We start from the raw sequence: 23,595 nt of genomic DNA, 5'->3' as shown, positions 1-23,595 counted from the left end.
CCAACCTCTGGCGAGAACCGTGAATGTTGCTCTGATTTTAAACCATAATATTTAATAAAAATGGCAAATTTAGTAGATTTCGTTAATAACGAATTATCGACAAAAAAAGATTTCCCTGCATTCGGAGCCGGAGATACTATCACCGTGTACTACGAAATTAAAGAGGGTGAAAAAACAAGAACTCAGTTTTTCAAAGGAGTTGTTATTCAAAGAAAAGGTGCAGGATTGACTGAAACATTCACAATCCGCAAAATGTCAGGAGCTGTAGGTGTAGAGCGTATCTTCCCTGTTAACATGCCTGCATTACAAAAAATCGAAGTAAACCAAAGAGGTAAAGTTAGAAGAGCTCGTATTTTCTACTTCAGAGAACTTACCGGTAAAAAAGCAAAAATCAAAGAAAGAAGAAGATAATCCCACTCTTTCTGATTATAAAACAAGCCTCGATATTTCGGGGCTTTTTTATTCCCTCCTCTTATTTTTTCACAATAAAAAAACCCGAATTGTTTCCAATTCGGGTTTTACTATTATAATTTGTGATAAATAATTATCCTAAAACAGTACTTAAAGCATCGTTCATGCTTCTTACAGCATCTGCACTTTTAGCAAATAATGCTTTTTCAGTCTCGTTCAATTTCACATCCACGATTTCCTCTACACCGTTTTTACCGATGATACAAGGCACTCCGATGCAAATATCGTTTTGACCGTACTCGCCTTCCACGAAAACAGAACAAGCAATCATCTTTCTTTGGTCGTTTAAAATACTGTCTACTAAATAGGCTACCGAAGCTCCCGGAGCATACCACGCTGAAGTCCCTAGTAAAGCAGTAAGCGTAGCACCTCCTACCATGGTATCAGCTGCTACTTTAGCCAATTGCTCCTCTGATAAAAACTGAGAAACCGGAATTCCGTTATAAGAAGCCAAACGAGTCAACGGAATCATAGTTGTATCACCATGACCACCAATAACCATAGCCGAAATATCATTAGCCGGTTTATTCAAGGCCAAAGACAAATAGGTTCTGAAACGAGAACTGTCTAACGCTCCACCCATACCGATAATTCTGTTTTTAGGTAATCCTAACGATTTGAATGCCAAATACGTCATCGTATCCATCGGATTAGAAACAATTACGAAGATAGCATCAGGAGAATGTTGCAACAGGTTTTCTGCAACCGATTTTACAATACCGGCATTGATACCAATCAACTCTTCGCGAGTCATTCCCGGCTTTCTTGGAATTCCCGAAGTAATTACCACTACATTACTTCCTGCTGTTTTGGAGTAATCATTAGTAACACCAGTTAGTTTAGTATTAAATCCTGTATTGGTTGCACATTGCATAATGTCCAATGCTTTTCCTTCGGCAAAACCTTCCCGGATGTCCAAAAGAACTATTTCACTTGCAATTCCTCTGTAAGCCATCACATCAGCGCATGTTGCTCCAACATTTCCAGCTCCTACAATCGTAACTTTCATTTTTGTAAATTTTATTGTTTGTTATGTTATTTAATTTTTATGCATCAATATTAGCGTATACCGCATTTTTCTCGATAAATTCTCTACGCGGCGGTACTTCATCACCCATCAACATCGAGAAAATTCTATCGGCCTCCGTCAAACTGTCGATAGTTACCTGACGCAAGGTTCTGTAGTTAGGATCCATAGTTGTTTCCCACAACTGTTCCGCATTCATCTCTCCCAAACCTTTATAACGTTGTATCGCAGCACTTCCTCCCATTCTCTCATTGGCCGCATCGCGTTGGTCATCATTCCAGGCATATTCTTTTTTGTTTCCTTTTTTAACTAAATATAAAGGCGGTGCCGCAATGTATACGTGACCATTCTCAATCAACTCTTTCATGAATCGGAAGAAGAACGTAAGGATTAATGTTGAAATGTGACTACCATCCACGTCGGCATCACACATGATGATCACTTTGTGGTAACGCAGTTTTTCCAAGTTCAGGGCTTTACTATCCTCCTCGGTACCAATGGTAACCCCAAGAGCGGTAAATATATTTCGAATCTCTTCGTTTTCAAATACTTTGTGGTGCATTGCTTTTTCCACATTCAAAATCTTACCACGCAATGGTAAAATCGCTTGGAAATTACGGTCACGACCTTGCTTGGCTGTTCCTCCCGCCGAGTCTCCCTCGACAAGATACACTTCACATTTTGCCGGATCCTGCTCAGAACAATCAGATAATTTACCCGGTAAACCTCCGCCGCCTAAGACGGTTTTGCGTTGTACCATTTCACGGGCTTTCTTAGCTGCGTGACGTGCTTGTGCCGCAAGGATAACTTTTTGAACAATGATTTTGGCATCATTGGGATTTTCCTCCAAGTAATTTTCCAACATCTCGGCTACTGCCTGTGACACCGGTGAAACTACTTCTCTGTTTCCTAACTTGGTTTTGGTCTGTCCTTCGAATTGTGGTTCAGCTACTTTTACTGAAATAATAGCCGTCAATCCTTCACGGAAATCATCCCCTGATATTTCAAATTTTAACTTTTCCAATAACCCGGAAGCATCAGCGTACTTTTTAAGCGTACGGGTTAATCCCATACGGAATCCTTGTAAATGCGTCCCTCCTTCGTGGGTATTGATATTGTTTACGTAAGAGAAAATATTCTCTGCATAACTTTCATTGTAAATCAACGCCACCTCAACCGGGATTTCACCTTTATCATTCTCCATGCTGATGACATGGCTGATGATTGGAATACGGTTACCATCCAAGAATTTGACAAATTCTTTCAATCCTTCTTTGGAATGAAAAACTTCCCCTTCAAATTCGCCATTATCTTTCTTATGACGCTTATCTGTCATGGTGATGGTAATTCCTTTATTCAGGAACGATAACTCGCGCATACGAGCCGCTAAGGTATCATAAGAGTATTCTAAGGTTTGGGTAAAGATAGTTGCATCAGGTTTGAAAGTAACAATGGTTCCTCTTTTGCTTGTTTCACCAATTTGTTTTACCGGATATAATGCCTTCCCTCTTTCATATTCCTGTTCGTAAATCTTACCATCTCTGTGAACCGTAGCTCTTAAATGATCCGACAAGGCATTCACACAAGAAACCCCTACTCCGTGAAGTCCTCCTGAAACTTTATATGAGTCTTTATCAAATTTACCTCCGGCACCAATCTTGGTCATTACCACCTCTAAAGCTGATACGCCTTCTTTTTTATGGATGTCTACCGGAATTCCACGACCATTATCTTCAACTGAGATGGAATTATCCTCATTTATATATACACTTATGGTATCACAGTGACCCGCTAAAGCCTCGTCTATAGAGTTGTCCACTACCTCATACACCAAGTGATGCAACCCTCTGACTCCAGTATCTCCAATATACATGGAAGGACGCATTCTTACGTGCTCCATTCCTTCTAATGCCTGAATACTATCGGCTGAATAACTGTTCTTTTTAATTTCGTCGCTCATATAAATTTATCGTAAAAATGTATTTTTTGTCTAACACGCAAATATATGAAAACACCTCTCATTTCCTATCTTAAAACGGAGTTAAAAGGCTTAAGTTATTAACATTTTAGGCATGATTTCAACAAAAAAAACGCCTGCCATAAATGACAGACGTTCTTTAACAAACAAACTAAACTTCAATCTAAGTTCAAGTGGTCACACCTGACTTTGCTATTTCAACATCCGCCTGCACATGAGCTGCATTCGCTCTACCGCTCGGATCTTGATTCTCTTGCCATTTCGGTATCCATTTGCGCACGGTTTGCGCCGCGCTGAGCTGTGGATAGTATTTATGGAAAATAGTTCTGTAATAATACGCTTCTTTGGTCACCGGGGTATTGTATGGAAACGATACAGCTGCGGCAGCCATTTGTTCATCGGTTACCTGAGAGGCACAATACTCAATCAAGGTATCAATCCAGTTATACCCTACCCCGTCAGAGAATTGTTCTTTCTGACGCCATAGTACTTCATCAGGCAGATAGGGATTATCCGGTGTATCAAAGGCTTTTCTTAAAATATACTTTTCTTTACCATCGTAAGTCTTAGGCTGCTTCTCTTCTCCTTTAATCAGCATGGCCACCTCTAAAAAAGACTTATCCAAAAAGGGCACCCTAGCTTCCAGTCCGTGCGCCATAGTTGATTTATCCGCACGAAGTAAATCGGCCGTAAATAACTTTTGCACTCTTTCAATGGTTTCTTTGGTGAAATCCTCCGTAGTTGGTGCATTTCTGAAGTACAGATACCCACCAAAAACCTCATCGGCTCCTTCACCGGAAAGCACCACCTTAATCCCTAAATCAGTTATGGCTTTTGACAGGAAGTACATGGGGGTACTGGCTCGTACCGAGGTCACATCATAGGTCTCCAAATGCCATATCAACTTGTCTAAAATGGCAATACCCTGTTCGATTGTAAAATGAATTTCGTGGTGTTTTGTTCCCAAAAAATCAGCTACTTTACGGGCGGCAATTGCATCGGGTGCTTGCTGATCCAATCCGATGGAAAACGAATGCAGTTCTTTGCCTTTTTCTTTTAATAAGCGCGCTGCGATGGAAGATGTTAAGGAAGAATCCAATCCACCGGAAAGCAATACTCCAATGGGCACATCACTCATTAATCTTTTACGGGTGGCTTCGGTTAAGGTTTCTCTCAGTAAGGCATAATCAACCTCTTTTTCACATTTTTTATAGTCTTCGTATTCCGGCTGATAGTACTTTACAAAACCGGTTTGTGCGGTATAATAATGTCCCGGCGGAAACGTGGAAAATGTTTTGCATTGGTCTGCTATCGGCTTCATTTCAGAGGCAAAATACATGCGTCCCCGATCATCCATACCATAATATAAGGGTTTTACTCCCATAGGGTCGCGACCTGCGATGTAGTCATCGCCATCGACCACAACAAAAGCGAAGTCGCCGTCTAACATGTGGACAAAATCATAACCGAATTTTTCATACAGATGCACAATCACTTCCGAATCAGATTTAGAACGGAAGGTATGGTCTTTCAGAATCGTATCCCTTAATTCCTGATGATTGTAAATCTCGCCATTATGTACCATCCAAGCTGTTGCACAACCCTGAATAGGTTGTCTGCCCGAATGCAAATCAATAATCGACAAACGCTCGTGACTCAATATGTGTCCGTTTTCGGTAATGTGCCTATCACTTTCATCCGGGCCACGGTGTGACATTCTTTTGGAAAGTTGCTTTACCAGTTGCTCGTCTTTTCCTTTTCCTATAATGGCTAATATTCCGCACATAATCGCTTACTGTTTATTCTTGTTTTATTTAATGAAGCAAAAATGAGTTATTAGTTTTAATATATAAACTAAAAAATCATTATTTATTACAATTTAAAACATAAATAAAAAAATAGCAGTGAATATGAAACCATAAATCATTAAAACGACTAGTGATACTTAAAAATCATAAAAAAAGCTGTCGACTGACAGCTTTTATATTTTATTCTTTAACTATTCTGGAAGCTATATAATCGGGCAATTGTGCTATAGCTCCCTTTAATTTTTCTTGATTTTGCGTTTTTAGATTTTCCTCTTTAAGATTATAAACATAATTGTCATATAAAAAGTATAGCAGTATTCGGTTATAGTCATCCAATTCTTTATCCCCTATCATGGCAGTCAACTTAGCTTCAATTGCCGGTTTATCCTTGCTTTCCGCCAATGCTCTTCCTATACGATTGATACTGCCGAAATAATGATTTTCGGCGGGATTTGAAACTCTTAATGAAATGCCAATAATTAAATCCAAAACATCAATATTTAAAACTTCTAATTCTTTAATATAGGTACTCCTTTCCGCTTGTGCCCAACTACCGTCACTTACTCTGTCAAACCGGTCATTCATTATATCTAAATGTGATCTTAAAAAGATTTCCCATTTAGTTGTTTCTGCAGACAGCAAGGCTATATTAAAAGCATGTATTCTGGGACTCAAATCCATACTACATCCTCCTATCACCCTTCTATTCCTTTTCATCTCCAGCTCGGCTTCTTTAGAAACATAACGTCCGATGTAGTCTTCAAATTCATCATCTCCGGTTTGTTTCTCTTTCGCTTCCAAGTAGGCCTCATTTAACATTGACATAAAACGGGTATCATTTACTTTTAATGAATCAACACGCGACCATCGACTTGCCTGCCAAGCTTCCATTTTTTCTCTGAAAACATTATACTCGGCTTCCACAACATTTCTAAGTTTTTCATGCTCTTCTCTTTTTTTCTTGCTTAATTTTTTATTCGGTTTTTCGAAATCAACAGTGTCCATACCCACCAAGACATCAAACTTATCCATTTCAAATGAAGGCCGTTTCAATATTCTTTCCACATAATCAATAAATGCAGTAGCTTTGTTTGGAGTGGTATCATAATACCGTACGCCTGACTCTTTAGCTTTATCATAAAAAACCTGAGCAGTGGTATCCACCAGACACTCTGAGTACTGAATCAATTTTGCATATTGGGACGGTATAGGATTGCTTTTAAAAGGTTCCAACAAATAAAAAGCTTCCACTTCCTCATCAGAATAACTCGTTTTTTCACTGTAACTAAAAATCCAACTGCCTTTTAAAGCTTTCGCATCATTTTCCGGAAATTCAATTTCATGGTTATAATTTTCACCCAATCTAAGATTGTGAAAGGCTATTCGTTTTTTCTTGTCATAATCGGTATATTCCGATTGAATTACAACCAACTTCTCCTCTTTTGCTGCCTTTGGATATTTAGCTATGAAGGCATCATAAGAAATATTTTCCTTAATATCTTTCAATGCTTCCTTCACTTTACTTTTTTCTAAGCTTACATAATGTCCTAACGTTTGCTTGTTGGCGTAATATTGCTTATTTACATTACAAACTTTAAATTTCAAATTCAAAGAATCAACAATGTGCTTTAGTTTCGCTACAGCACTTTCTGAATAGATCAATCCATTGTCATGAACTTTAAATTCCCCACTTTGTCCCTTGGCTAATAAGGTGACAAAACATAAAACGATAATCAGGTTGGTTTTCATAATAATCAGTTTTAGAGTTATACTATATATAACTGTAAAACACAAAAATTATTGTGCTAAAAATCCTTTATTTTGGAATTGCAGAATTTAAATTTCATGAACCTTTTTGTGATAATAAGCCAAATACTCCAAATAATAACCGAAAACCCAGGAATAAAAAATTGGGCACTTTACCGTGAAAACTTACGTTATCTTTGTTTGAGAAATTAAATCCATTGCATTTTGAAGACCCTGATAAAAACCTTCCTGCTGTTGTTTTGTCTTGCGTACAGTCCGCTTGTTTTGTCGCAAAACAGCACCCTAGACAGCTTACGGAGAGTCATCCGCATTACTAAAATTGACACGGCAAAAGTGAACATTTACAATCATTTGGCTTTTGAAATGAAAGAGAGTCATATTGATTCCTCTTTTTATTATGCTGTCAAAGCGATTAGTTTGGCCCGTAAAATTCATTACACCTTCGGGGAAGCCAACGGAGAAGTGAACCAAGGAAACACATATATCATTACCGGTGATTATGGTCGTGCCAAAAAGTGTTTTCTCAGCGCGCAATCTATTTTTCAAAAGTTGGCGGACAGCGAAACGGATAACAAAATATTCAAAACCGGATTGGCGCGGAGTTACGCCAGTTTAGGCGTTATTTTTTCACAGGAAAGCAATTATTATGTCGCACTCGAAAATTACCAAAAGGCGCTGAAGCTCTATCAGGAAACCGGGCAGAAAAGCAACATTTCAAAAGCCTATAATAATATAGGTGTTGTGTATAAGTCGCAGGGTAATAACCCCAAGGCCTTGGAATACTTTAAAAAAGCGCTGCAACTCCAAGAGGAAACCGGAGAGCAAACCGTGCCGGTAACGCTCACGAATATTGGTGTGATCTATGCAGAGCAGCATCAGCCCGCAACCGCATTGACTTACTATCAAAAGGCGGAACGCGCATTTGCCAAAATCAATAACGTCCGTGGGCATGCGTTGCTAAACAATTATATGGGGGATTATTACCAACAGCAACATGATAGCGAAAAGGCAAAAACCTATTATAACCTGGCTCTTGCGCAATACGAATCGATACAGAATAAATTTGGGGCTTCGTTGGCTTTGTATAATTTGGGGCAATTGTATAGTGACCAGCAAAAATATCCCGAAGCAATGGTATATGCGCAAAAATCATTGGATTATGCCAAAGCCATTGGGGTGTTGGACCAAACCTTTCATTCAGAAAAACTGGTCAGTGAACTCTATGGTTCCCTCAACAATCCGGCGCAATCTTTAATCCATTATAAAAATTATATTGCAGCGCGGGACAGCATTACCAATCAGGAAAACAACAAAAAGTTTGTGCAGGCCGAAATGAATTTTGAGTATCAAAAAAGAGAGGCGCTATTGACCGAACAAAACAAAAGGCAAACGCAATTTACCGTGTTTTCCATCCTTGGTGCGCTGTTGTTGATTGGTTTGATTCTGTTGTTTTACAATCGCCAGCAGGTGAAACGCCGTCTGACGCTCCAAAAAGAAGTGGCCGAATACGAGCAGAAAGCTTTGCATTTGCAGATGAATCCTCATTTTGTCTTCAACTGTTTGGGGTCTATATCGAGTTTCATTGTGCAAAACGGTACCGATTCTGCTTTGAAATATTTATCCAAATTCTCCAAATTGATGCGTTTGACTTTGGAATACTCCAAAGGTGCTATTATCCCTATTGACAAGGAAATAGAGAGTTTGCAGAATTACCTTGAGTTGGAGCAACTGCGTTTTCACAACAAATTTGATTTTTCCATACAGTCGAGTGACAAAGTAGAATTTAACATGGGATTGCCTCCGTTGTTGATTCAGCCCTTTGTAGAAAATGCTATCTTGCACGGATTGGTTCCCAAGGAGAGCAAAGGCAAAATTGACGTGGCTTTTGATGTGGAAAACGGGCAACTGATTTGTACCATAACTGATGACGGTATTGGGATTTCCAAATCCAAACAAATGAAAGCGCACTCGGTACAGGCCCATCAATCGATGGCGTTGGAAATCACCAAAAAGAGGTTGGAGATTATGGAAGCCACCATTTCCAAATCGGCTCAAATTGACATACAGGAAATAGAAATTGACCACGAAATTGCCGGCACCAAGGTGACCTTGCGCCTGCCCATACAATACATTCAATAACGATGATTACAGCAGTACTTATAGACGACGACCAACATTTACGCACGGGACTGAAAGCCCTTTTAGAGCGGTATGCCGGAGACATTCACATTATCAGTGAGGCCGAGAGTGTCAAAACCGGAGTGGCATTGCTGGAAAAAACGCAGCCACAGGTTATTTTTTTGGACATCCATTTATCGGACGGAACCGGCTTTGACATATTGGAACAATTGGCTAAAACCAAAGGCAAAACCACGGCACACATTGTATTTATTACCGCCCATGAGCAATATGCCGTAAAGGCCTTTAAATTCAGTGCACTGGACTTTTTGTTAAAGCCGGTAGATCCGGAGGAATTGCAACATACGATTGCCAAAATCAAAGAAGCGGTGGGCAAAGGCAATTCGTTTGAACATATTGATTTGCTTTTGGAAAACATTCGCAAAAAGGTGGATAATTTTAAGCGGATAGCCCTTTCTACGAGTGATGGAATCCATTTGTTTGAAGTCAGTGATATCATTCGTTGCGAAGCCAAGGCCAATTACACCGAGTTTTTTATCAAAAACCACAAACCGGTGCTGATATCGAAAACGCTCAAGGAATATGAAGAGCTATTGACGGAACACGGATTTGAACGCATTCATCAATCGCATTTGATAAATCTTTCCTATCTGAAATCGTATATCAAATCGGACGGGGGTTATGTGATTATGGCCGACAACACCCATATTCCGATTGCACAAAGCAAAAAAGAGCGGCTGCAGGAACTGATTAAAGCACTTTAAAAAAAACAAAGATTATGAAAAACAAACACCTAACTATACTGACTATGAAAAACTTATTTTTTCTATTGTTGTTTTGTGCCGGCATGGCCAACGCCCAGATTGTCAACATACCTGATGCGAATTTTAAGAACCGATTGATCTGGCTTGGTATTGACACCAATGCCGATGGTCAAATTCAGGTTTCGGAGGCTCAGGCGGTCAATTCGACGCTCAACATCAGCGGATCTTCGATTGCTGATTTGACCGGTTTTGAAGCGTTTACTAATGTTAGCATACTGAAATGTCCTAATAACCAATTAACCTCTATAACCTTAACTAATTTACCTAATTTGAAATCGATAGATGCCGGTTTTAATACAAACCTGAATACCTTAAACGTAACAAACGTCAGCTTGGATACTCTTAAAGTGTACAATAACAACATGTCCAATTTAAATCTTTCGTCCTTAAGTTCGTTAAAGTATCTGGACTGTTCCTATAATCATCTTACCGGATTGGATTTAAGTGGCATGAGCAATCTTAAATCGCTGAATTGCACCTCGAACTGGTTAACGGCACTGGCGGTGGATACACTAACCAATCTGGAAGTGTTGGAATGTGGCAGCAATCAAATTTCATCACTAAATGTAATTCCTTTGAGCAACCTTAAAAAACTAGTGTGCAACAATATGAATTTAACTACTTTGGATGTGAGTAACCTCACCAATTTAGAGTCTTTAGACTGGAGCAACAACCAAAATAATTCCTTCATTTTTGCCAATGTCCCTAACTTGAAACATTTGAATTGTCAAGGAAATACACTCACTAGTTTGGATGTAACCACTTTATTGAATCTTCAGGATTTAAATTGTAGTGGCAATCATTTGACTACTATTAATGTTAACGGATTGGTAAATCTACAAACCTTGCTGCTTCCGGTTAATCAACTTACCAGTATTAATGTAGGGAGCTTGACCGCTCTTCAGAATTTAAATGTATCGTCAAACCAACTCTCAACACTTAGTGTGTCGGGTTTAACAAATCTTAATTATTTATATGCGTCCAACAATACATTGACCACAATTGACCTTTCAGGAACCAACCTGAATGTACTTTACGTTGATTACAACCAACTTGCATCTCTGGATGTAGCAGGAATGACCCATCTTATTTACTTGTATTGCAACAACAATTTATTAACTAACCTGTTAAGTGTTAATGGTGATGTGATGTTACAATGGTTGGATTGCCACGAAAACGGATTATCTCTAATAGATTCAACAGGAGCAACAGCTTTAGAAACAGTGCTGTGTGACCATAATCAATTGTTTTCGCTCGATTTCTCTAATAATCCGCATTTAGTAAATCTGAGTTGCACGTATAATAGTTTGACCAACATTAATATCAAAAATGGATTACCATACATCAACACGAACAACTTTTGGCATGAAAACCCAAACTTGGCTTTTGTCTGTGCTGATGATGGTGAGTTGACCTTTGTGCAACAAATTTTGAATCAAAGCATCAATGTGAATAACGGGAATGTGGTGTTTAACTCGTATTGCAGCTTTGTACCGGGAGGCAATTACAACACCATTACCGGGAATATCACTCTTGACGCGAATAATAACGGTTGTGATGCCAGCGATGATATCCAGCCTAACATTCGAATAAACATTAATGATGGTACTACAATCGGTGCAACTTTTACCAACGGAACCGGCAACTATTCGTTCTTTACCCAAGCCGGAAGTTTTACCCTAACGCCCGAAATTGAAAACCCAACCTGGTTTACTTTTTCACCCACCAATGCGGTAATTCCTTTTGCAGACAATAACAATAACAGCGTCACACAAAGCTTCTGTTTGGCTCCCAATGGGATTCACCGCGATGTAGAAATGGTGATTATGCCAATCACTCCCGCCCGCCCGGGCTTTGATGCGGTGTATAAACTGGTTTACAAAAACAAGGGAAACCAAACATCAACTGTGTTTCTGAACTTCAGTTACGATGATGTGGTACTCGATTTTGTTGGGGCTTCAGATGCGCCATCGTTGGCTACGAGCGGACATCTTTCCTGGACGGTAATGGGTTTACAGCCTTTTCAAAGTGGCAGTGTACTGGTAACATTTCATGTCAATTCCCCAACCGATACTCCGGCGGTAAACATTGGCGATGTCTTGACTTTTACTTCTTTTATTGATGTGACTACAGATGAAAACTGGGAAGATAACGCCTTCACCTTACATCAAATGGTGGTGGGTTCTTATGATCCGAATGAAATCACTTGTCTGGAGGGCGATTCGGTATCTGTATCTGAAATTGGCAAATACCTGCACTATAGCATTACCTTTGAAAACACCGGAAATTATTTGGCCGAAAATGTAGTGGTCAAAGATGTGATTAATACCAATCAATACGACATCAACTCGTTGCAAATTTTAGGAACTTCCAATCCGGCCTATACCAAGATTACAGGTAATACCGTTGAGTTTATTTTTCAAGGAATCAACTTGGCTGCGGCAGGCGGTAATCCTCCTGTAGGCGGTCATGGCGATGTGTTGTTCAAAATCAAATCGAAAAACACGTTAGTAGCGGGGGATTATGTGAGTAAGTCGGCCAAAATTTATTTTGACTACAACGTTCCTATTACAACCAATGACGCTCAGACAACGTTCCAAAACTTGAGTAACCCTATCCATGAATTTGATAACAGTGTAAAAGTTTATCCTAATCCGGCTCATTCTGTCATCAACATCCGTTGTGCCTCTACCCTCCAATCGGTTTCGTTGTTTGATGTTCAGGGAAGGATTTTGGAAACTGATTTTGCTGACGGGAATGCCACAACTTTTGATATTTCCAACCATGCTAAGGGAGTTTATTTTATTAAAGTGAATACAGCCCAAGGCAGTGCCGTGCAAAAAGTGGTGAAAGAATAACGTTTCTGTTTATTTGATAAAAAAGCGCAAATCCGGCATTCGGTTTGCGCTTTTTTTATTCTAAATAATTCTTAATTCCGAATGGTATTGTCCCTAATTTCATAAATTTGCCCAAAATTATACCACTTGAAAAAGTTACTCTTAGCTATCGGTTTTGTTCTTTGTGCCGCTGTACAGTTGCAGGCGCAAAAAAAATCAAAAATTATCGTAGAACATTCTGATTTTGCTGATATCAATCAAATTGAAATTCCCGATGCGCTTTTGCTTCGCGGTAACGTTCGTGTAAGTCATGAAGGGGTGGTATTTACCTGTAACAAAGCTTATTATTTTCAAAAAGAAAATTATATCAAGGCTTTTGGGGAAGTACAGATGGTGCAGGGTGACACCCTATTTCTCAACAGCAAATACGCCGAGTACAACGGTGAAGTCAAACAAGCCTATGCGACGGGAAATGTCATCATGAGATCCCCGGAATCCACTTTGGTCACTGACACCATTAATTTTGACCGAAATGTACAGGAGGCTTTTTACAACACCTATGGTACCATCACCAGCAAGGAGAATACGCTCAAAAGCAAATCGGGGCGCTATTATGCCAAAGAAAAGAAGTTCCGTTTTTTGACCGCCGTTACGATTACCAATCCGAAATACACTATCAAGTCGAATCATTTGGATTATTATACCAATTCGGGGCACTCCTATTTATTCGGACCATCGACTATTACCAGTAAAGAAAATTTTATTTATACTGAAAAAGGGTTTTACGATACCAAAAAGAACTTGGCCCATTTCCTTCGAAAATCGTACATCAAGTACAAAGACCGCAGGATTGAGGCAGACAGTCTGTATTACGACAGAAACCGAGAATATGCATCGGGGACCAACAACGTTAAAATCACCGATTCCATAAACAAAGGGTTAATTAAAGGACATTATGCTGAGATTTACCGCAATCTCAAGAAGCAAACTGATTCGATAATGATTACCAAACGTGCGGTAGCCATTACTTTGGTAGAAAAAGATTCTATGTATGTCCACGGGAAAAAAATGCTGATTACGGGAAAGACCGGAGAACGCATAGTGAGAGCCTTTAACAATGTGCGATTCTACAAAACCGATATGAGCGGTAAGTGTGATTCTATTCATTCAGACCAAAAAATAGCCTTGACCAAAATGATTGGAAGACCTATTCTTTGGAACTATGAAAATCAAATGACAGGCGATGTGATGCACCTTATTGGGAATAACAAGACTGAAAAACTGGACTCGCTAAAGGTCCTGAACAATGCTTTTATTATCTCTAAAGATTCTTTGGGAACCGGCTACAATCAGGTGAAGGGGTTAAATCTGTATGGCAAATTTGCCGACAACAAACTGCAAGAAGTGGATGTAGTTAAAAATACCGAAGTGATTTATTACATGCGGAATGACGAGCATGAATTGATTGGGATTAATAAAAATGTGAGCAGTAAAATCAATATGATTTTGGACAAAAATACCATAGATACCATCACGTTTTTCAATCAGGTAGACGGCGATATTTATCCTGAAAAAGATTTGCCTGAAAATGCAAGGAAGCTAAGAGGTTTTATTTGGCGTGGTGACGAGCGGATAAAATCCAAAGACGATATTTTTCCGCCCGAGGAAAATGAAATGGACACTAAAATTCAAGCCGCTAAGCAAAAGGAAATGGCCAAAGAGGACAAACCTTTAACCCCGAGCAAAGAAACGTTAGATTACGACAAAAACCATCCGAAACCGATGGTGAAGTAAGATTTAATGATGAAAGAAGATTTTTTAAAATACCAAGCGCAAACCTCTCCTTATCCCCTGGGTATGGAAGTGTCGCACGCCAAAGGGTCTTATATTTACGACACCAATCATAAAAAATATTTAGATTTTGTTGCCGGCGTTTCCGCCTGCAGCTTGGGACACCAGCATCCTAGGGTCAATCAAGCCATTAAAGACCAATTAGACAAGTACTCTCATGTCATGGTGTATGGCGAATATGCCCAACATCCGGCGGTAGCTTACTGTAAATTATTAGTAGCCCATTTGCATCCCAGCTTAAACAAAGTCTACTTGGTAAACTCAGGAACCGAAGCCACGGAAGGTGCTTTGAAATTAGTTCGCCGGGTTACCGGAAGAAGTCAGCTGATTTCCTGCCATAATGCCTATCATGGCAATACTATGGGGTCTATGAGCGTCATGGGATTTGAAGAGCGCAAGCAAATTTTTCGTCCTTTGATTCCCGATGTAGACTTCATCACCTTCAATAACGAAGCTGATTTAGAAAAAATTACCACCAAAACAGCCGGTATCATTCTGGAAAGTATACAAGGCGGAGCCGGTTTTATTGAGCCCCAAAACGATTTTTTGATTAAAGTTAAAAAACGTTGTGAAGAAGTGGGTGCCTTAATGATCATAGACGAAATCCAACCGGGTTTCGGACGCACCGGAAAATTATTCGGTTACGAAAATTATAACGTGGTTCCCGACGTAGTTATCATTGGAAAAGGAATGGCCGGCGGTATGCCTGTAGGCGGTTTTATTGCTAATGCCGACCACATGGATTTACTGAGTCACGACCCTAAATTAGGACATATCACCACCTTTGGCGGACATCCTGTCATAGCGGCAGCCTGTTTGGCTACTTTGGAAGAAATCCTGGAAAAAGACTACGCGAAACAATCTTTAGCAAAAGAAAAGTTATTTCGCAGCCTTTTGGTACACCCTTTGATAGAAGAAGTTAGAGGAAGAGGATTAATGTTGGCCGCGATGACTAAAGATCCGGAGATTACCAACAAAGTAATTTTCAAATGTCAGGACAAAGGACTGATATTATTCTGGTTACTCTTTGAAGGGTGCGCTATCCGTATTACTCCTCCCCTTACCATCTCTGAAGATGAAATCAGAGAAGGTTGCGCCATCATCATCGAAGCGATGAATGAAATTATGACGGAAGTATAGGGAAATCAACCGGACACTTGTTTTATATAAGCCCCAAACCTGTAAACATCCTGAGCATCAGCGTAAAAAAATGTTAATTAAATTGTTTACAACAATAATTACATTAACCCAAAAAAGCACGGCGTTTGCCTAATTTTATTAAGGATAATTTTAACCCCTACTATTATGCACCTAGATCACGAAGAAGAAGATTACAACTTATCTTTATCAAAATTTGAATCGATGTTGAAAACCAACAAAGTATTCTTTTTTGATTCAGAGGAGTTCGAGGAAATCATTCTGCATTACCTCGATATGGGAAAAGCTACTTTGGCAAAAAAAGCCTTAAAGTTAGGATTAGAGCAGCATCCGAAATCTACCGGATTGAAACTGGTTCAGGTAGAAATGTTGGTGTATGATGATAAATTGGATCAGGCAGAAAAATTATTGAACGAATTGTATGCCATTGAACCTACCAACGAAGAAATTTTTATTCAAAAAGCCAATATCTATTCTAAAAGAGATCAACACGACAAAGCGGTTGAATTTCTTCAAACCGCATTACTGTATACCGAAGATCATGCCGATGTGTACAACCTGATGGGTATGGAATATCTTTTTATGGACAATCTGGAATTGGCTAAAGAGAGTTTTATCAAGTGTTTGGAGGAAGACATCGAGGACCAATCCGCACTTTATAACGTAGTGTATTGCTTTGAGTTTTTAGACCAAAATCAGGAAGCCATTGACTACTTGAAAACCTACATCGACCGAAACCCTTACAGCGAAATCGCCTGGCACCAATCCGGACGATTGTATTATGGTATCAAAGAATACGAATTAGCAGCAACTTCATTTGAATTGGCATCGTATATCGACGAAGAATTTATTGGCGCCTACATGGAACGCGGTAAAGCTTTGGAACGTTTAAAAAGATATGAAGAGGCTATTGAATGCTACAACAGAACAATTGAATTGGACGACCCCACTTCGTATGCCTTATTGCGTATAGGGAAATGTTACGAAAAACTGGGAAACAAAGTAGAAGCCTTAAAATATTTCAACAAAACGGTACATGAAGATCCGCTGTTAGACAAAGGATGGATTGCCATTACCGATTTTTATTTCCGTCAAAAAAATTATCAAAAAGCCTTGTATTATGTAAACAAAGCACTAGCCATAGACGATCAAAATCGTTTGTATTGGAAACGTTTTGCCTCCATCAACAAAGCTATGGATCATTTTGAAGAAGCTGAATTCGGTTACAGAAAAGCGGTAGAATTTGGCGATTATCAGTTGGACACCTGGTTGTTTTGGGTAGATGTTATGCAAGTTATGGGAGAATACAACAATGCTATTCTCACCTTGATGCAGGCTGCAGAATATTTTCCGGAAGAGTTTGAAGTAGAATACCGATTGGCAGGTTTCCACTTGCTTTTAAATGAAGAAGAAAAAGGAAACTTCCACTTGAGTAACGGTTTACGACTCAACGTAAAAAACAACACTATCCTTCAAGAATTGTTTCCCACCGTTTGGGACAGAAAATCAGTTCAGGATTACATCACAAAATACCAAAAACCGGAATAAGATGTCGAGAAGACGCTATGGTCTAATCGGAAAAAACATTGCCTATTCTTTTTCGAAGAATTACTTCACTGAACAATTTGCTCTTGGCAACTTTGTAGATTGTTCTTATGAGAATTTTGATATTCCAACCATTCAAGAGTTTCCAACGATTATTGCCAACAACCCTGATTTGAAAGGACTCAATGTAACCATTCCTTATAAAGAAGCGGTTATCCCTTACTTAGATAAGTTATCCAAAACCGCTGCCCAAATAGGCGCTGTCAATGTGATTCGTTTTACAAAAAAAGGAAAACTAAAGGGCTATAATTCCGATTATTACGGCTTTATGAAATCATTGGAAGCCCTGTTACAACCCCATCATAAAAAAGCATTGATTTTAGGCACCGGAGGAGCTGCCAAAGCAGTAGCGTTTGCGTTAGACCAACTCGGAATCCTGTACACCTTCGTATCGCGTGAAGAAAAGGGAGGCATGATTGATTATGACCGAATCAATGCAACCACTTTTGACAATTACCACATTATCATCAATTGTACGCCTTTGGGCACCAGTCCAAATACCAAGGAGTTCCCTCCTATTCCGTATGCTTTTTTTACTGATAAGCATATCGCATTTGACCTGATTTACAATCCGGAAGAAACCCAATTTTTGAAAAAAGCCAAAAAGCAAGGAGCGATCACTAAAAACGGCTATGAAATGTTAATTTTGCAAGCGGAAAAAGCCTGGAAAATTTGGAATAAATAGATACTCATGAATATCAAACTAATCGCTATTGGCAAAACCGATAACAAAGCACTGCAAACATTGATTGATGACTACACTAAACGGTTGTCCTTTTATATCAAATTTGATTTGGAGATTATCCCTGATATTAAAAACGTCAAAAATCTTTCAGAAGCACAACAAAAAGAAAGAGAAGGCGAACTGATTCTTGCCAAACTCGCCCCTACCGATCAACTTATCTTACTGGATGAAAACGGCAGTTCGTTTTCGAGCGTGGGGTTTTCCGACTATTTGCAAAAAAAAATGAATTCCGGAGCTAAAACCATCGTATTCGTTATTGGCGGACCCTATGGTTTTAGCGAAGACGTATACCGAAAAGCACAGGGTAAAGTTTCGCTTTCTTTGATGACTTTCTCTCACCAAATGGTTCGTTTGTTTTTTATCGAACAATTGTATCGCGGTTTCACGATACTGAGAAACGAACCCTACCATCACCAATAAAAAAACTTCCTAAACTTAGTATATGTAGGCTTTGTTTTGACTAATGGTTATTCCTTTGGGAGCTACCAGATGTTTGATAAAAAACCGGTATTGGATATATTTTCCAAATGACATTCCTTTATCATACGAAAACACGATACGTGATACATGAATGGACTTTTTATCTAAAAATGCCTGTAATTCATTTTTTGAAAATACCTCATCATTAAAATGAACCAAATCGTTACGATCTAAATAGAAGTGTACTACATTAAAATCAGGTTTCTCCAATTTGAACCGAACCTTTGTAAAAGGCAGAAAAGCCATTTTCTTTGTTACTGTATCGGTGTAGGTAAAGTAATTTTCAGATGTCTCGCTTTTGTGCAGGCTTCCCTCTTTTTTTGCCTGTAGTTTTTTAATTTCCAAAATTACCTTTCGAAGCGGCAATCGTTTATCTACGTTAAACAACCAATTTGTTGAGCTAATCGAATTGTTTCGGTTCACGTCAACTAACGTATCCTCTCCTTCTGTTTTGAAAAAGAAATAAATGGGAGAATGATCTTGTACATCGGCAACAATGGTTTCATTGGCTTTCGGCAGTAAAACTTCTTTTTTGTCACAGGAAAACAACAACAAGCAAATTCCTAAAACGATAATTCTTTTCATAACTGAGTTACTAATTTTATAGTTTCAACGGCTTCTTTCACATCATGAACTCGGAGAATGTTGGCTCCTTTTTGTAAGGCAACCGTATTCAACACCGTCGTTCCGTTCAACGCAAATTCGGCAGTTGTATTGAGGGTTTTATAAATCATTGATTTTCTTGAAATACCGACAAGAACAGGCAATTCTAACATTTGAAACAATTCTAAATCGCGCATTACTTCAAAATTTTGCTCCAAAGTTTTGGCAAAACCAAATCCGGGATCTATGATCAAATCGTTGATTCCGAGACTTCTTGCATGAGCCACTTTTTCGGAAAAATAAAACAAGATGTCCTTGGTGACATTCTCATATTGCGCCAAACTTTGCATGGTTTGGGGATTCCCTTTCATGTGCATCATGATGTAAGGAACCTGAAGCGCAGCCACCGTTGCCATCATTTCCGTATCGAGACTACCGGCTGCAATATCATTGATGATACAAGCTCCTTGTCTGATGGCTGCTTCAGCTACTTTGGCCCGAAAGGTATCTACCGAAATCAAGGTTTCGGGGAAATGTTGCAAAATTAATTTTATTGTCGGAACGATACGCGCAATTTCTTCTTCTTCCGAAACAAAATCGGCACTGGGTTTACTGGAATACGCTCCCACATCAATGAAGGAGGCGCCATCCGCAAGCATCTTTTCAACTTGCATCAGTATCTTTTTCTCATCCGAATATTTCCCGCCGTCAAAGAACGAATTGGGTGTAACATTCAATATTCCCATGACTTTGGGAGTGCTTAAATCAATCAGATTTCCGAGGCAATTGATAGTCATTCTGAATTTAAGTTAGTTCTAAGATATTGTCTTTTGTACTTCAATCTTTATTCTTTACTTTTGGAAAAATTTGACACAAAGATACACTGAAATGAGTAATACTTCTCAAGAATATGATAAGGTTATCGCCATTTGCCGACAACTTTATATCAACAAAATGAAAGATTACGGAAGCGCTTGGCGAATCTTGAGATTACCTTCGTTAACCGACCAAATATTTATCAAAGCCCAGCGCATCAGAAGCCTACAACAAAACGAAACCCGTAAAATAGACGAAGATGAAACCGGTGAATTCATTGGAATCATCAATTATTCTGTCATGGCATTGATTCAATTGGATTTGGGTGTGGTTGAGCAACCCGATTTAGATGTGGCCAGAGCAACTGAATTATACGATGCGAAGGTGGCTCTGACCAAATCACTCATGGAAGCCAAAAACCACGATTATGGAGAAGCTTGGCGCGACATGCGGGTAAGCTCTTTGACCGATTTGATTTTACAAAAATTACTACGGGTAAAACAAATTGAGGACAATCAGGGAAAGACATTGGTTTCGGAAGGGATTGACGCCAATTATCAGGACATGATTAACTACGCTGTTTTTGCGCTGATTTTAATGAAATTTGGACAATAGTACTTCTTAGTCAAAAAAAAAATCCTATGAGAACATCTAAAAATAATATTGCTTTGGGAATCCGATTTGTGATTTCCTTTTTATTTTTGTTATCGGCTGTTGCCAAATTGTATCCGTCACCTTATTTTGCCATCTCTACTTTTGAAGTAAAGCAGCTTTATCCAATGGGGTTTTCGGAAAATTTCGCTCCCTATTTTTCCCGTATTTTAATCGGAATAGAATTTGCTTTGGGGCTATTGATTTTACAAAAGAACTTTTTGAGAAGTATTGTAATTCCTGCTACTATTTTATTGTTAACTGTTTTTACTACACATTTAACTTTAGTAACCATACAAAGTGGGGGGAATTCGGGGAACTGTGGTTGTTTTGGGAGCTTGCTGCCGATGACCCCTATAGAGGCTATTGCTAAAAATGTGGTGGCTATGATTCTTTTGGTTTGGCTGATTGTTATTATGCCTAAGAGTACTGAACGTCATGATAACTTTTGGGTATTGACCTCAACCACTTTTGCTATGATTTTAATGTTATTCATGTTGGCTCCTATTCAACCACCGGCAAGCAATTTTACCGTAACCGAACCCGAAGCAACAACAGTTGACACATTACAGCCTAAAGCAGCAGACACCACGGCTGCTGTGATGATTAAAGATACTGTAAAAAAACCGGATGCAGCTGTCGCAACCGTCAAAACGGAACCAACCGAGCCTGAAAAGAAGAAATCGGGTTATGCTTCGTATTTTGCCGGTATAGACAATGGCCGTAAGACACTCTGTTTTTTTGTGCCCGGCTGTGACCATTGCCGACAAGCAGCAAAAGAGCTGACAGAATTGAAGAAAACCAACAAAAATTTTCCTGAAATTTCTATTATCTTTATGAATGAGGAAGCTGATTTAATTCCGGATTTCTTTAAAGAAGCCGGGGCTGAATATCCATACAAAATCATTGAAGTGATTCCTTTCTGGAAGGTTCTGGGTTCAGGAAAAGATACGCCCGGAGTTAAATATTTATGGAATGGTAATGAATATAAATATTATTTTGGCATTAATGAAAACAAGTTCAATCCGGTTGATTACCAAAAATTGATTAACAAAACCTTTGCTGAACTGAAAAAATAAGTTTCAGCATTTGTAAAGTTTTTATTAATTTTAATATTTAAAAATTATCTTATGTTTAAATATATCATGTCGAAAAAAGATAATGAAAAAGGCCTGATCGGAATCATTCTTTGCATTATCACCTTCATTGTAGGTCACCTTGTGTTGAAGCATATCTCCACTATGGAACACCCTCCTGTGTTTGGGAACACCGTTTATATTCTTATCGGCAGTACTTTTGTATTTACCTCTGCACTCGGAGCTGTGCTAATCGTAAAATACCTTTATGATGCTAAAAAAAGAAGGGAAAGAAAAGAACGCAAAAGAAGAAATCATAAAATCTACTATCTGGACAAGAAAAACAAGACAGAAAATGACCAAAATAATTAAAAAAAACGGAATAAAAACTAAAAAAACTTTTCTGTTTATGGCAGCTATCATAGCCGTTTTGGCTTTTTCAACCGGACAAAAAGATAAATTTTCAAAACGAGCTTTGTCTAAAAAGTTGCTCAACACCGATTTAAAAGAAATTACATTTCAGGACATTTTAAATAAACATGCCGGACGAACCACTGTCATAGAAGTATGGGCCTCTTGGTGTGGTGATTGTGTGAAGGCGATGCCTAAACTAAAAGAACTTCAAGCCAACAATCCCGACGTGGATTATGTTTTTATTTCTATGGACAAGGCTGCTGACAAATGGAAAGAAGGCATTGAAAAACACGAACTAAAAGGAGACCACTACTGGGCTACTGACGGGATGAAAGGTGCGTTTGGGAAAGCCATTGACCTAGACTGGATTCCCAGATATATTATTATAGACAAAAAAGGGAACATAGTAATCTACCGTGCTATTGAAACCGATTTTGATAAAATCAACGAAACTTTAAAATCAATATAATACTAACTGATGAGACAGAAAATAGTTGCCGGCAATTGGAAAATGCATAAAAATGCAGAAGAGACGGAAGATTTACTTAATGAATTAATTGACAAATTGCCCAACGATACGGACGCCATGGTAATTGTAGCCCCTACCTTTGTCAATCTGGCCTCTGCTGTGGATCATTTAGAGTTTACCAATATTGCAGTAGCGGCTCAGAACATGCATCAAAATGAAAGCGGAGCTTATACCGGAGAGATTTCGGCGGATATGCTTAAGAGTATTGGGGTTAACCTTGTCATCTTAGGACATTCTGAGCGTCGTGCTCATTTTCATGAAACTGATGCTATATTGGCACAAAAAGTTACCACCGCATTAAAACATGATATGACTGTCATTTTCTGTTTCGGTGAAGAATTAAAAGACCGTCAGGACAATCAACATTTCAACGTGGTTGAAAATCAATTGCGCGACGGCTTATTTCATATTGAAAAGAGAGATTGGGAACAAATCATATTAGCCTATGAACCTGTTTGGGCCATTGGCACCGGAGAAACTGCCTCTCCTGAACAAGCTCAGGAAATGCATGCATTTATCAGAGAGACCATCCGAAAACGATTTGGCAGTGATGTGGCTGAATCGGTTTCAATTCTTTATGGCGGCAGTGTCAAACCGGAAAACGCCGAAGAGATTTTTTCTAAACCAGATGTTGACGGAGGATTGATAGGCGGTGCGGCATTAAAAGCTACAGATTTTGCCTCGATTGTAGATGCGATTTAAGTAAAGCACATTCTTAATAAAACACAAAACCTTTCAACAAATTGAAAGGTTTTTTTTATATATAAAACGAATAAATGCATTTTATCGATTTTATTTGCTTTTAATCGAATTTAG

At 38.9% G+C, this 23,595-nt stretch carries 20 protein-coding genes; 14 read left to right on the top strand and 6 right to left on the bottom strand.

Annotation, left to right across the window (positions count from 1 at the left end; genetic code table 11):
• The first annotated feature begins 60 nt into the window (after positions 1 to 60).
• Entirely contained in the window at positions 61 to 411 is a 351-nt protein-coding gene (rplS, locus tag ACSVH6_RS12910; RefSeq protein ID WP_438079156.1) for a 50S ribosomal protein L19, read from the top strand.
• A 133-nt stretch (positions 412 to 544) separates the two neighbouring features.
• Here the strand turns inward: rplS and mdh are convergent, their stop codons facing one another.
• From mdh to ACSVH6_RS12890, 4 genes are all read right to left on the bottom strand, one after another.
• Positions 545 to 1,480, bottom strand: coding sequence for a malate dehydrogenase (mdh, locus tag ACSVH6_RS12905; RefSeq protein WP_438079154.1), 936 nt, complete (start codon positions 1,478 to 1,480; stop codon positions 545 to 547).
• 37 nt (positions 1,481 to 1,517) lie between these two features.
• Complete coding sequence (gene gyrB, locus ACSVH6_RS12900) at positions 1,518 to 3,458, bottom strand: DNA topoisomerase (ATP-hydrolyzing) subunit B (protein WP_438079152.1); 1,941 nt, start codon at positions 3,456 to 3,458, stop codon at positions 1,518 to 1,520.
• Positions 3,459 to 3,645: 187 nt separating this feature from the next.
• Entirely contained in the window at positions 3,646 to 5,262 is a 1,617-nt protein-coding gene (asnB, locus tag ACSVH6_RS12895; protein WP_438079150.1) for an asparagine synthase B, read from the bottom strand.
• A 202-nt stretch (positions 5,263 to 5,464) separates the two neighbouring features.
• A complete protein-coding gene (locus tag ACSVH6_RS12890) occupies positions 5,465 to 7,033 on the bottom strand; it encodes a hypothetical protein (protein ID WP_438079148.1) in 1,569 nt (522 codons plus the stop codon).
• 222 nt (positions 7,034 to 7,255) lie between these two features.
• Between ACSVH6_RS12890 and ACSVH6_RS12885 the strand changes: the two genes are divergently transcribed.
• The 8 genes from ACSVH6_RS12885 (at position 7,256) to rlmH (ending at position 18,630) form a co-directional block, all read left to right on the top strand.
• Positions 7,256 to 9,190 (top strand): tetratricopeptide repeat-containing sensor histidine kinase, encoded by a 1,935-nt coding sequence (locus tag ACSVH6_RS12885; protein WP_438079146.1) that lies wholly within the window; start codon positions 7,256 to 7,258, stop codon positions 9,188 to 9,190.
• A 2-nt stretch (positions 9,191 to 9,192) separates the two neighbouring features.
• Positions 9,193 to 9,954 carry a LytR/AlgR family response regulator transcription factor gene (locus ACSVH6_RS12880; protein WP_438079143.1) on the top strand — a complete coding sequence of 254 codons (762 nt, stop codon included), beginning with the start codon at positions 9,193 to 9,195 and terminating at the stop codon, positions 9,952 to 9,954.
• Between the two features lie 44 nt (positions 9,955 to 9,998).
• Complete coding sequence (locus ACSVH6_RS12875; protein ID WP_438079141.1) at positions 9,999 to 12,872, top strand: DUF7619 domain-containing protein; 2,874 nt, start codon at positions 9,999 to 10,001, stop codon at positions 12,870 to 12,872.
• 126 nt (positions 12,873 to 12,998) lie between these two features.
• On the top strand, positions 12,999 to 14,645 hold the full coding sequence (locus ACSVH6_RS12870; protein ID WP_438079139.1) for an OstA-like protein: 1,647 nt from the start codon (positions 12,999 to 13,001) through the stop codon (positions 14,643 to 14,645).
• Between the two features lie 9 nt (positions 14,646 to 14,654).
• A complete protein-coding gene (locus ACSVH6_RS12865; RefSeq protein ID WP_438079302.1) occupies positions 14,655 to 15,842 on the top strand; it encodes an aspartate aminotransferase family protein in 1,188 nt (395 codons plus the stop codon).
• Between the two features lie 165 nt (positions 15,843 to 16,007).
• Positions 16,008 to 17,408 carry a tetratricopeptide repeat protein gene (locus ACSVH6_RS12860; RefSeq protein WP_438079137.1) on the top strand — a complete coding sequence of 467 codons (1,401 nt, stop codon included), beginning with the start codon at positions 16,008 to 16,010 and terminating at the stop codon, positions 17,406 to 17,408.
• A 1-nt stretch (position 17,409) separates the two neighbouring features.
• Complete coding sequence (locus ACSVH6_RS12855; RefSeq protein WP_438079135.1) at positions 17,410 to 18,150, top strand: shikimate dehydrogenase family protein; 741 nt, start codon at positions 17,410 to 17,412, stop codon at positions 18,148 to 18,150.
• 6 nt (positions 18,151 to 18,156) lie between these two features.
• Entirely contained in the window at positions 18,157 to 18,630 is a 474-nt protein-coding gene (gene rlmH, locus ACSVH6_RS12850) for a 23S rRNA (pseudouridine(1915)-N(3))-methyltransferase RlmH (RefSeq protein ID WP_438079133.1), read from the top strand.
• Positions 18,631 to 18,645: 15 nt separating this feature from the next.
• Here the strand turns inward: rlmH and ACSVH6_RS12845 are convergent, their stop codons facing one another.
• Positions 18,646 to 19,275, bottom strand: coding sequence for a hypothetical protein (locus tag ACSVH6_RS12845; protein WP_438079131.1), 630 nt, complete (start codon positions 19,273 to 19,275; stop codon positions 18,646 to 18,648).
• Complete coding sequence (gene folP, locus ACSVH6_RS12840) at positions 19,272 to 20,090, bottom strand: dihydropteroate synthase (protein WP_438079129.1); 819 nt, start codon at positions 20,088 to 20,090, stop codon at positions 19,272 to 19,274. Before folP ends, ACSVH6_RS12845 begins: the two co-directional genes overlap by 4 nt.
• A 91-nt stretch (positions 20,091 to 20,181) precedes the next feature.
• Here folP and ACSVH6_RS12835 point away from each other — a divergent pair, with 91 nt between their 5' ends.
• The 5 genes from ACSVH6_RS12835 to tpiA are packed head-to-tail and all read left to right on the top strand — an operon-like array spanning position 20,182 to position 23,481.
• Positions 20,182 to 20,724 (top strand): DUF1599 domain-containing protein, encoded by a 543-nt coding sequence (locus tag ACSVH6_RS12835; protein WP_438079300.1) that lies wholly within the window; start codon positions 20,182 to 20,184, stop codon positions 20,722 to 20,724.
• A 26-nt stretch (positions 20,725 to 20,750) separates the two neighbouring features.
• A complete protein-coding gene (locus ACSVH6_RS12830) occupies positions 20,751 to 21,839 on the top strand; it encodes a MauE/DoxX family redox-associated membrane protein (RefSeq protein ID WP_438079128.1) in 1,089 nt (362 codons plus the stop codon).
• 51 nt (positions 21,840 to 21,890) lie between these two features.
• Complete coding sequence (locus ACSVH6_RS12825; protein WP_438079126.1) at positions 21,891 to 22,208, top strand: hypothetical protein; 318 nt, start codon at positions 21,891 to 21,893, stop codon at positions 22,206 to 22,208.
• A 37-nt stretch (positions 22,209 to 22,245) separates the two neighbouring features.
• Entirely contained in the window at positions 22,246 to 22,719 is a 474-nt protein-coding gene (locus ACSVH6_RS12820; protein WP_438079124.1) for a TlpA family protein disulfide reductase, read from the top strand.
• A 9-nt stretch (positions 22,720 to 22,728) separates the two neighbouring features.
• On the top strand, positions 22,729 to 23,481 hold the full coding sequence (gene tpiA / locus ACSVH6_RS12815) for a triose-phosphate isomerase (RefSeq protein ID WP_438079122.1): 753 nt from the start codon (positions 22,729 to 22,731) through the stop codon (positions 23,479 to 23,481).
• Positions 23,482 to 23,595: the final 114 nt, after the last annotated feature.

It is taken from the genome of Flavobacterium sp. XGLA_31 (assembly GCF_051547105.1).
Classification (GTDB): Bacteria; Bacteroidota; Bacteroidia; order Flavobacteriales; family Flavobacteriaceae; genus Flavobacterium.
This window is presented reverse-complemented; position numbering and strand designations above follow the sequence as displayed.

Excerpts from the sequence above, each read along its gene's own strand:
- rplS (WP_438079156.1), top strand. The coding sequence starts at position 61 with ATGGCAAATTTAGTAGATTTCGTTAATAACGAATTATCGACAAAAAAA.
- mdh (WP_438079154.1), bottom strand. The coding sequence starts at position 1,480 with ATGAAAGTTACGATTGTAGGAGCTGGAAATGTTGGAGCAACATGCGCT.
- gyrB (WP_438079152.1), bottom strand. The coding sequence starts at position 3,458 with ATGAGCGACGAAATTAAAAAGAACAGTTATTCAGCCGATAGTATTCAG.
- asnB (WP_438079150.1), bottom strand. The coding sequence starts at position 5,262 with ATGTGCGGAATATTAGCCATTATAGGAAAAGGAAAAGACGAGCAACTG.
- ACSVH6_RS12890 (WP_438079148.1), bottom strand. The coding sequence starts at position 7,033 with ATGAAAACCAACCTGATTATCGTTTTATGTTTTGTCACCTTATTAGCC.
- ACSVH6_RS12880 (WP_438079143.1), top strand. The coding sequence starts at position 9,193 with ATGATTACAGCAGTACTTATAGACGACGACCAACATTTACGCACGGGA.
- ACSVH6_RS12875 (WP_438079141.1), top strand. The coding sequence starts at position 9,999 with ATGAAAAACTTATTTTTTCTATTGTTGTTTTGTGCCGGCATGGCCAAC.
- ACSVH6_RS12865 (WP_438079302.1), top strand. The coding sequence starts at position 14,655 with ATGAAAGAAGATTTTTTAAAATACCAAGCGCAAACCTCTCCTTATCCC.
- ACSVH6_RS12860 (WP_438079137.1), top strand. The coding sequence starts at position 16,008 with ATGCACCTAGATCACGAAGAAGAAGATTACAACTTATCTTTATCAAAA.
- ACSVH6_RS12855 (WP_438079135.1), top strand. The coding sequence starts at position 17,410 with ATGTCGAGAAGACGCTATGGTCTAATCGGAAAAAACATTGCCTATTCT.
- rlmH (WP_438079133.1), top strand. The coding sequence starts at position 18,157 with ATGAATATCAAACTAATCGCTATTGGCAAAACCGATAACAAAGCACTG.
- ACSVH6_RS12845 (WP_438079131.1), bottom strand. The coding sequence starts at position 19,275 with ATGAAAAGAATTATCGTTTTAGGAATTTGCTTGTTGTTGTTTTCCTGT.
- folP (WP_438079129.1), bottom strand. The coding sequence starts at position 20,090 with ATGACTATCAATTGCCTCGGAAATCTGATTGATTTAAGCACTCCCAAA.
- ACSVH6_RS12835 (WP_438079300.1), top strand. The coding sequence starts at position 20,182 with ATGAGTAATACTTCTCAAGAATATGATAAGGTTATCGCCATTTGCCGA.
- ACSVH6_RS12830 (WP_438079128.1), top strand. The coding sequence starts at position 20,751 with ATGAGAACATCTAAAAATAATATTGCTTTGGGAATCCGATTTGTGATT.
- ACSVH6_RS12825 (WP_438079126.1), top strand. The coding sequence starts at position 21,891 with ATGTTTAAATATATCATGTCGAAAAAAGATAATGAAAAAGGCCTGATC.
- ACSVH6_RS12820 (WP_438079124.1), top strand. The coding sequence starts at position 22,246 with ATGGCAGCTATCATAGCCGTTTTGGCTTTTTCAACCGGACAAAAAGAT.
- tpiA (WP_438079122.1), top strand. The coding sequence starts at position 22,729 with ATGAGACAGAAAATAGTTGCCGGCAATTGGAAAATGCATAAAAATGCA.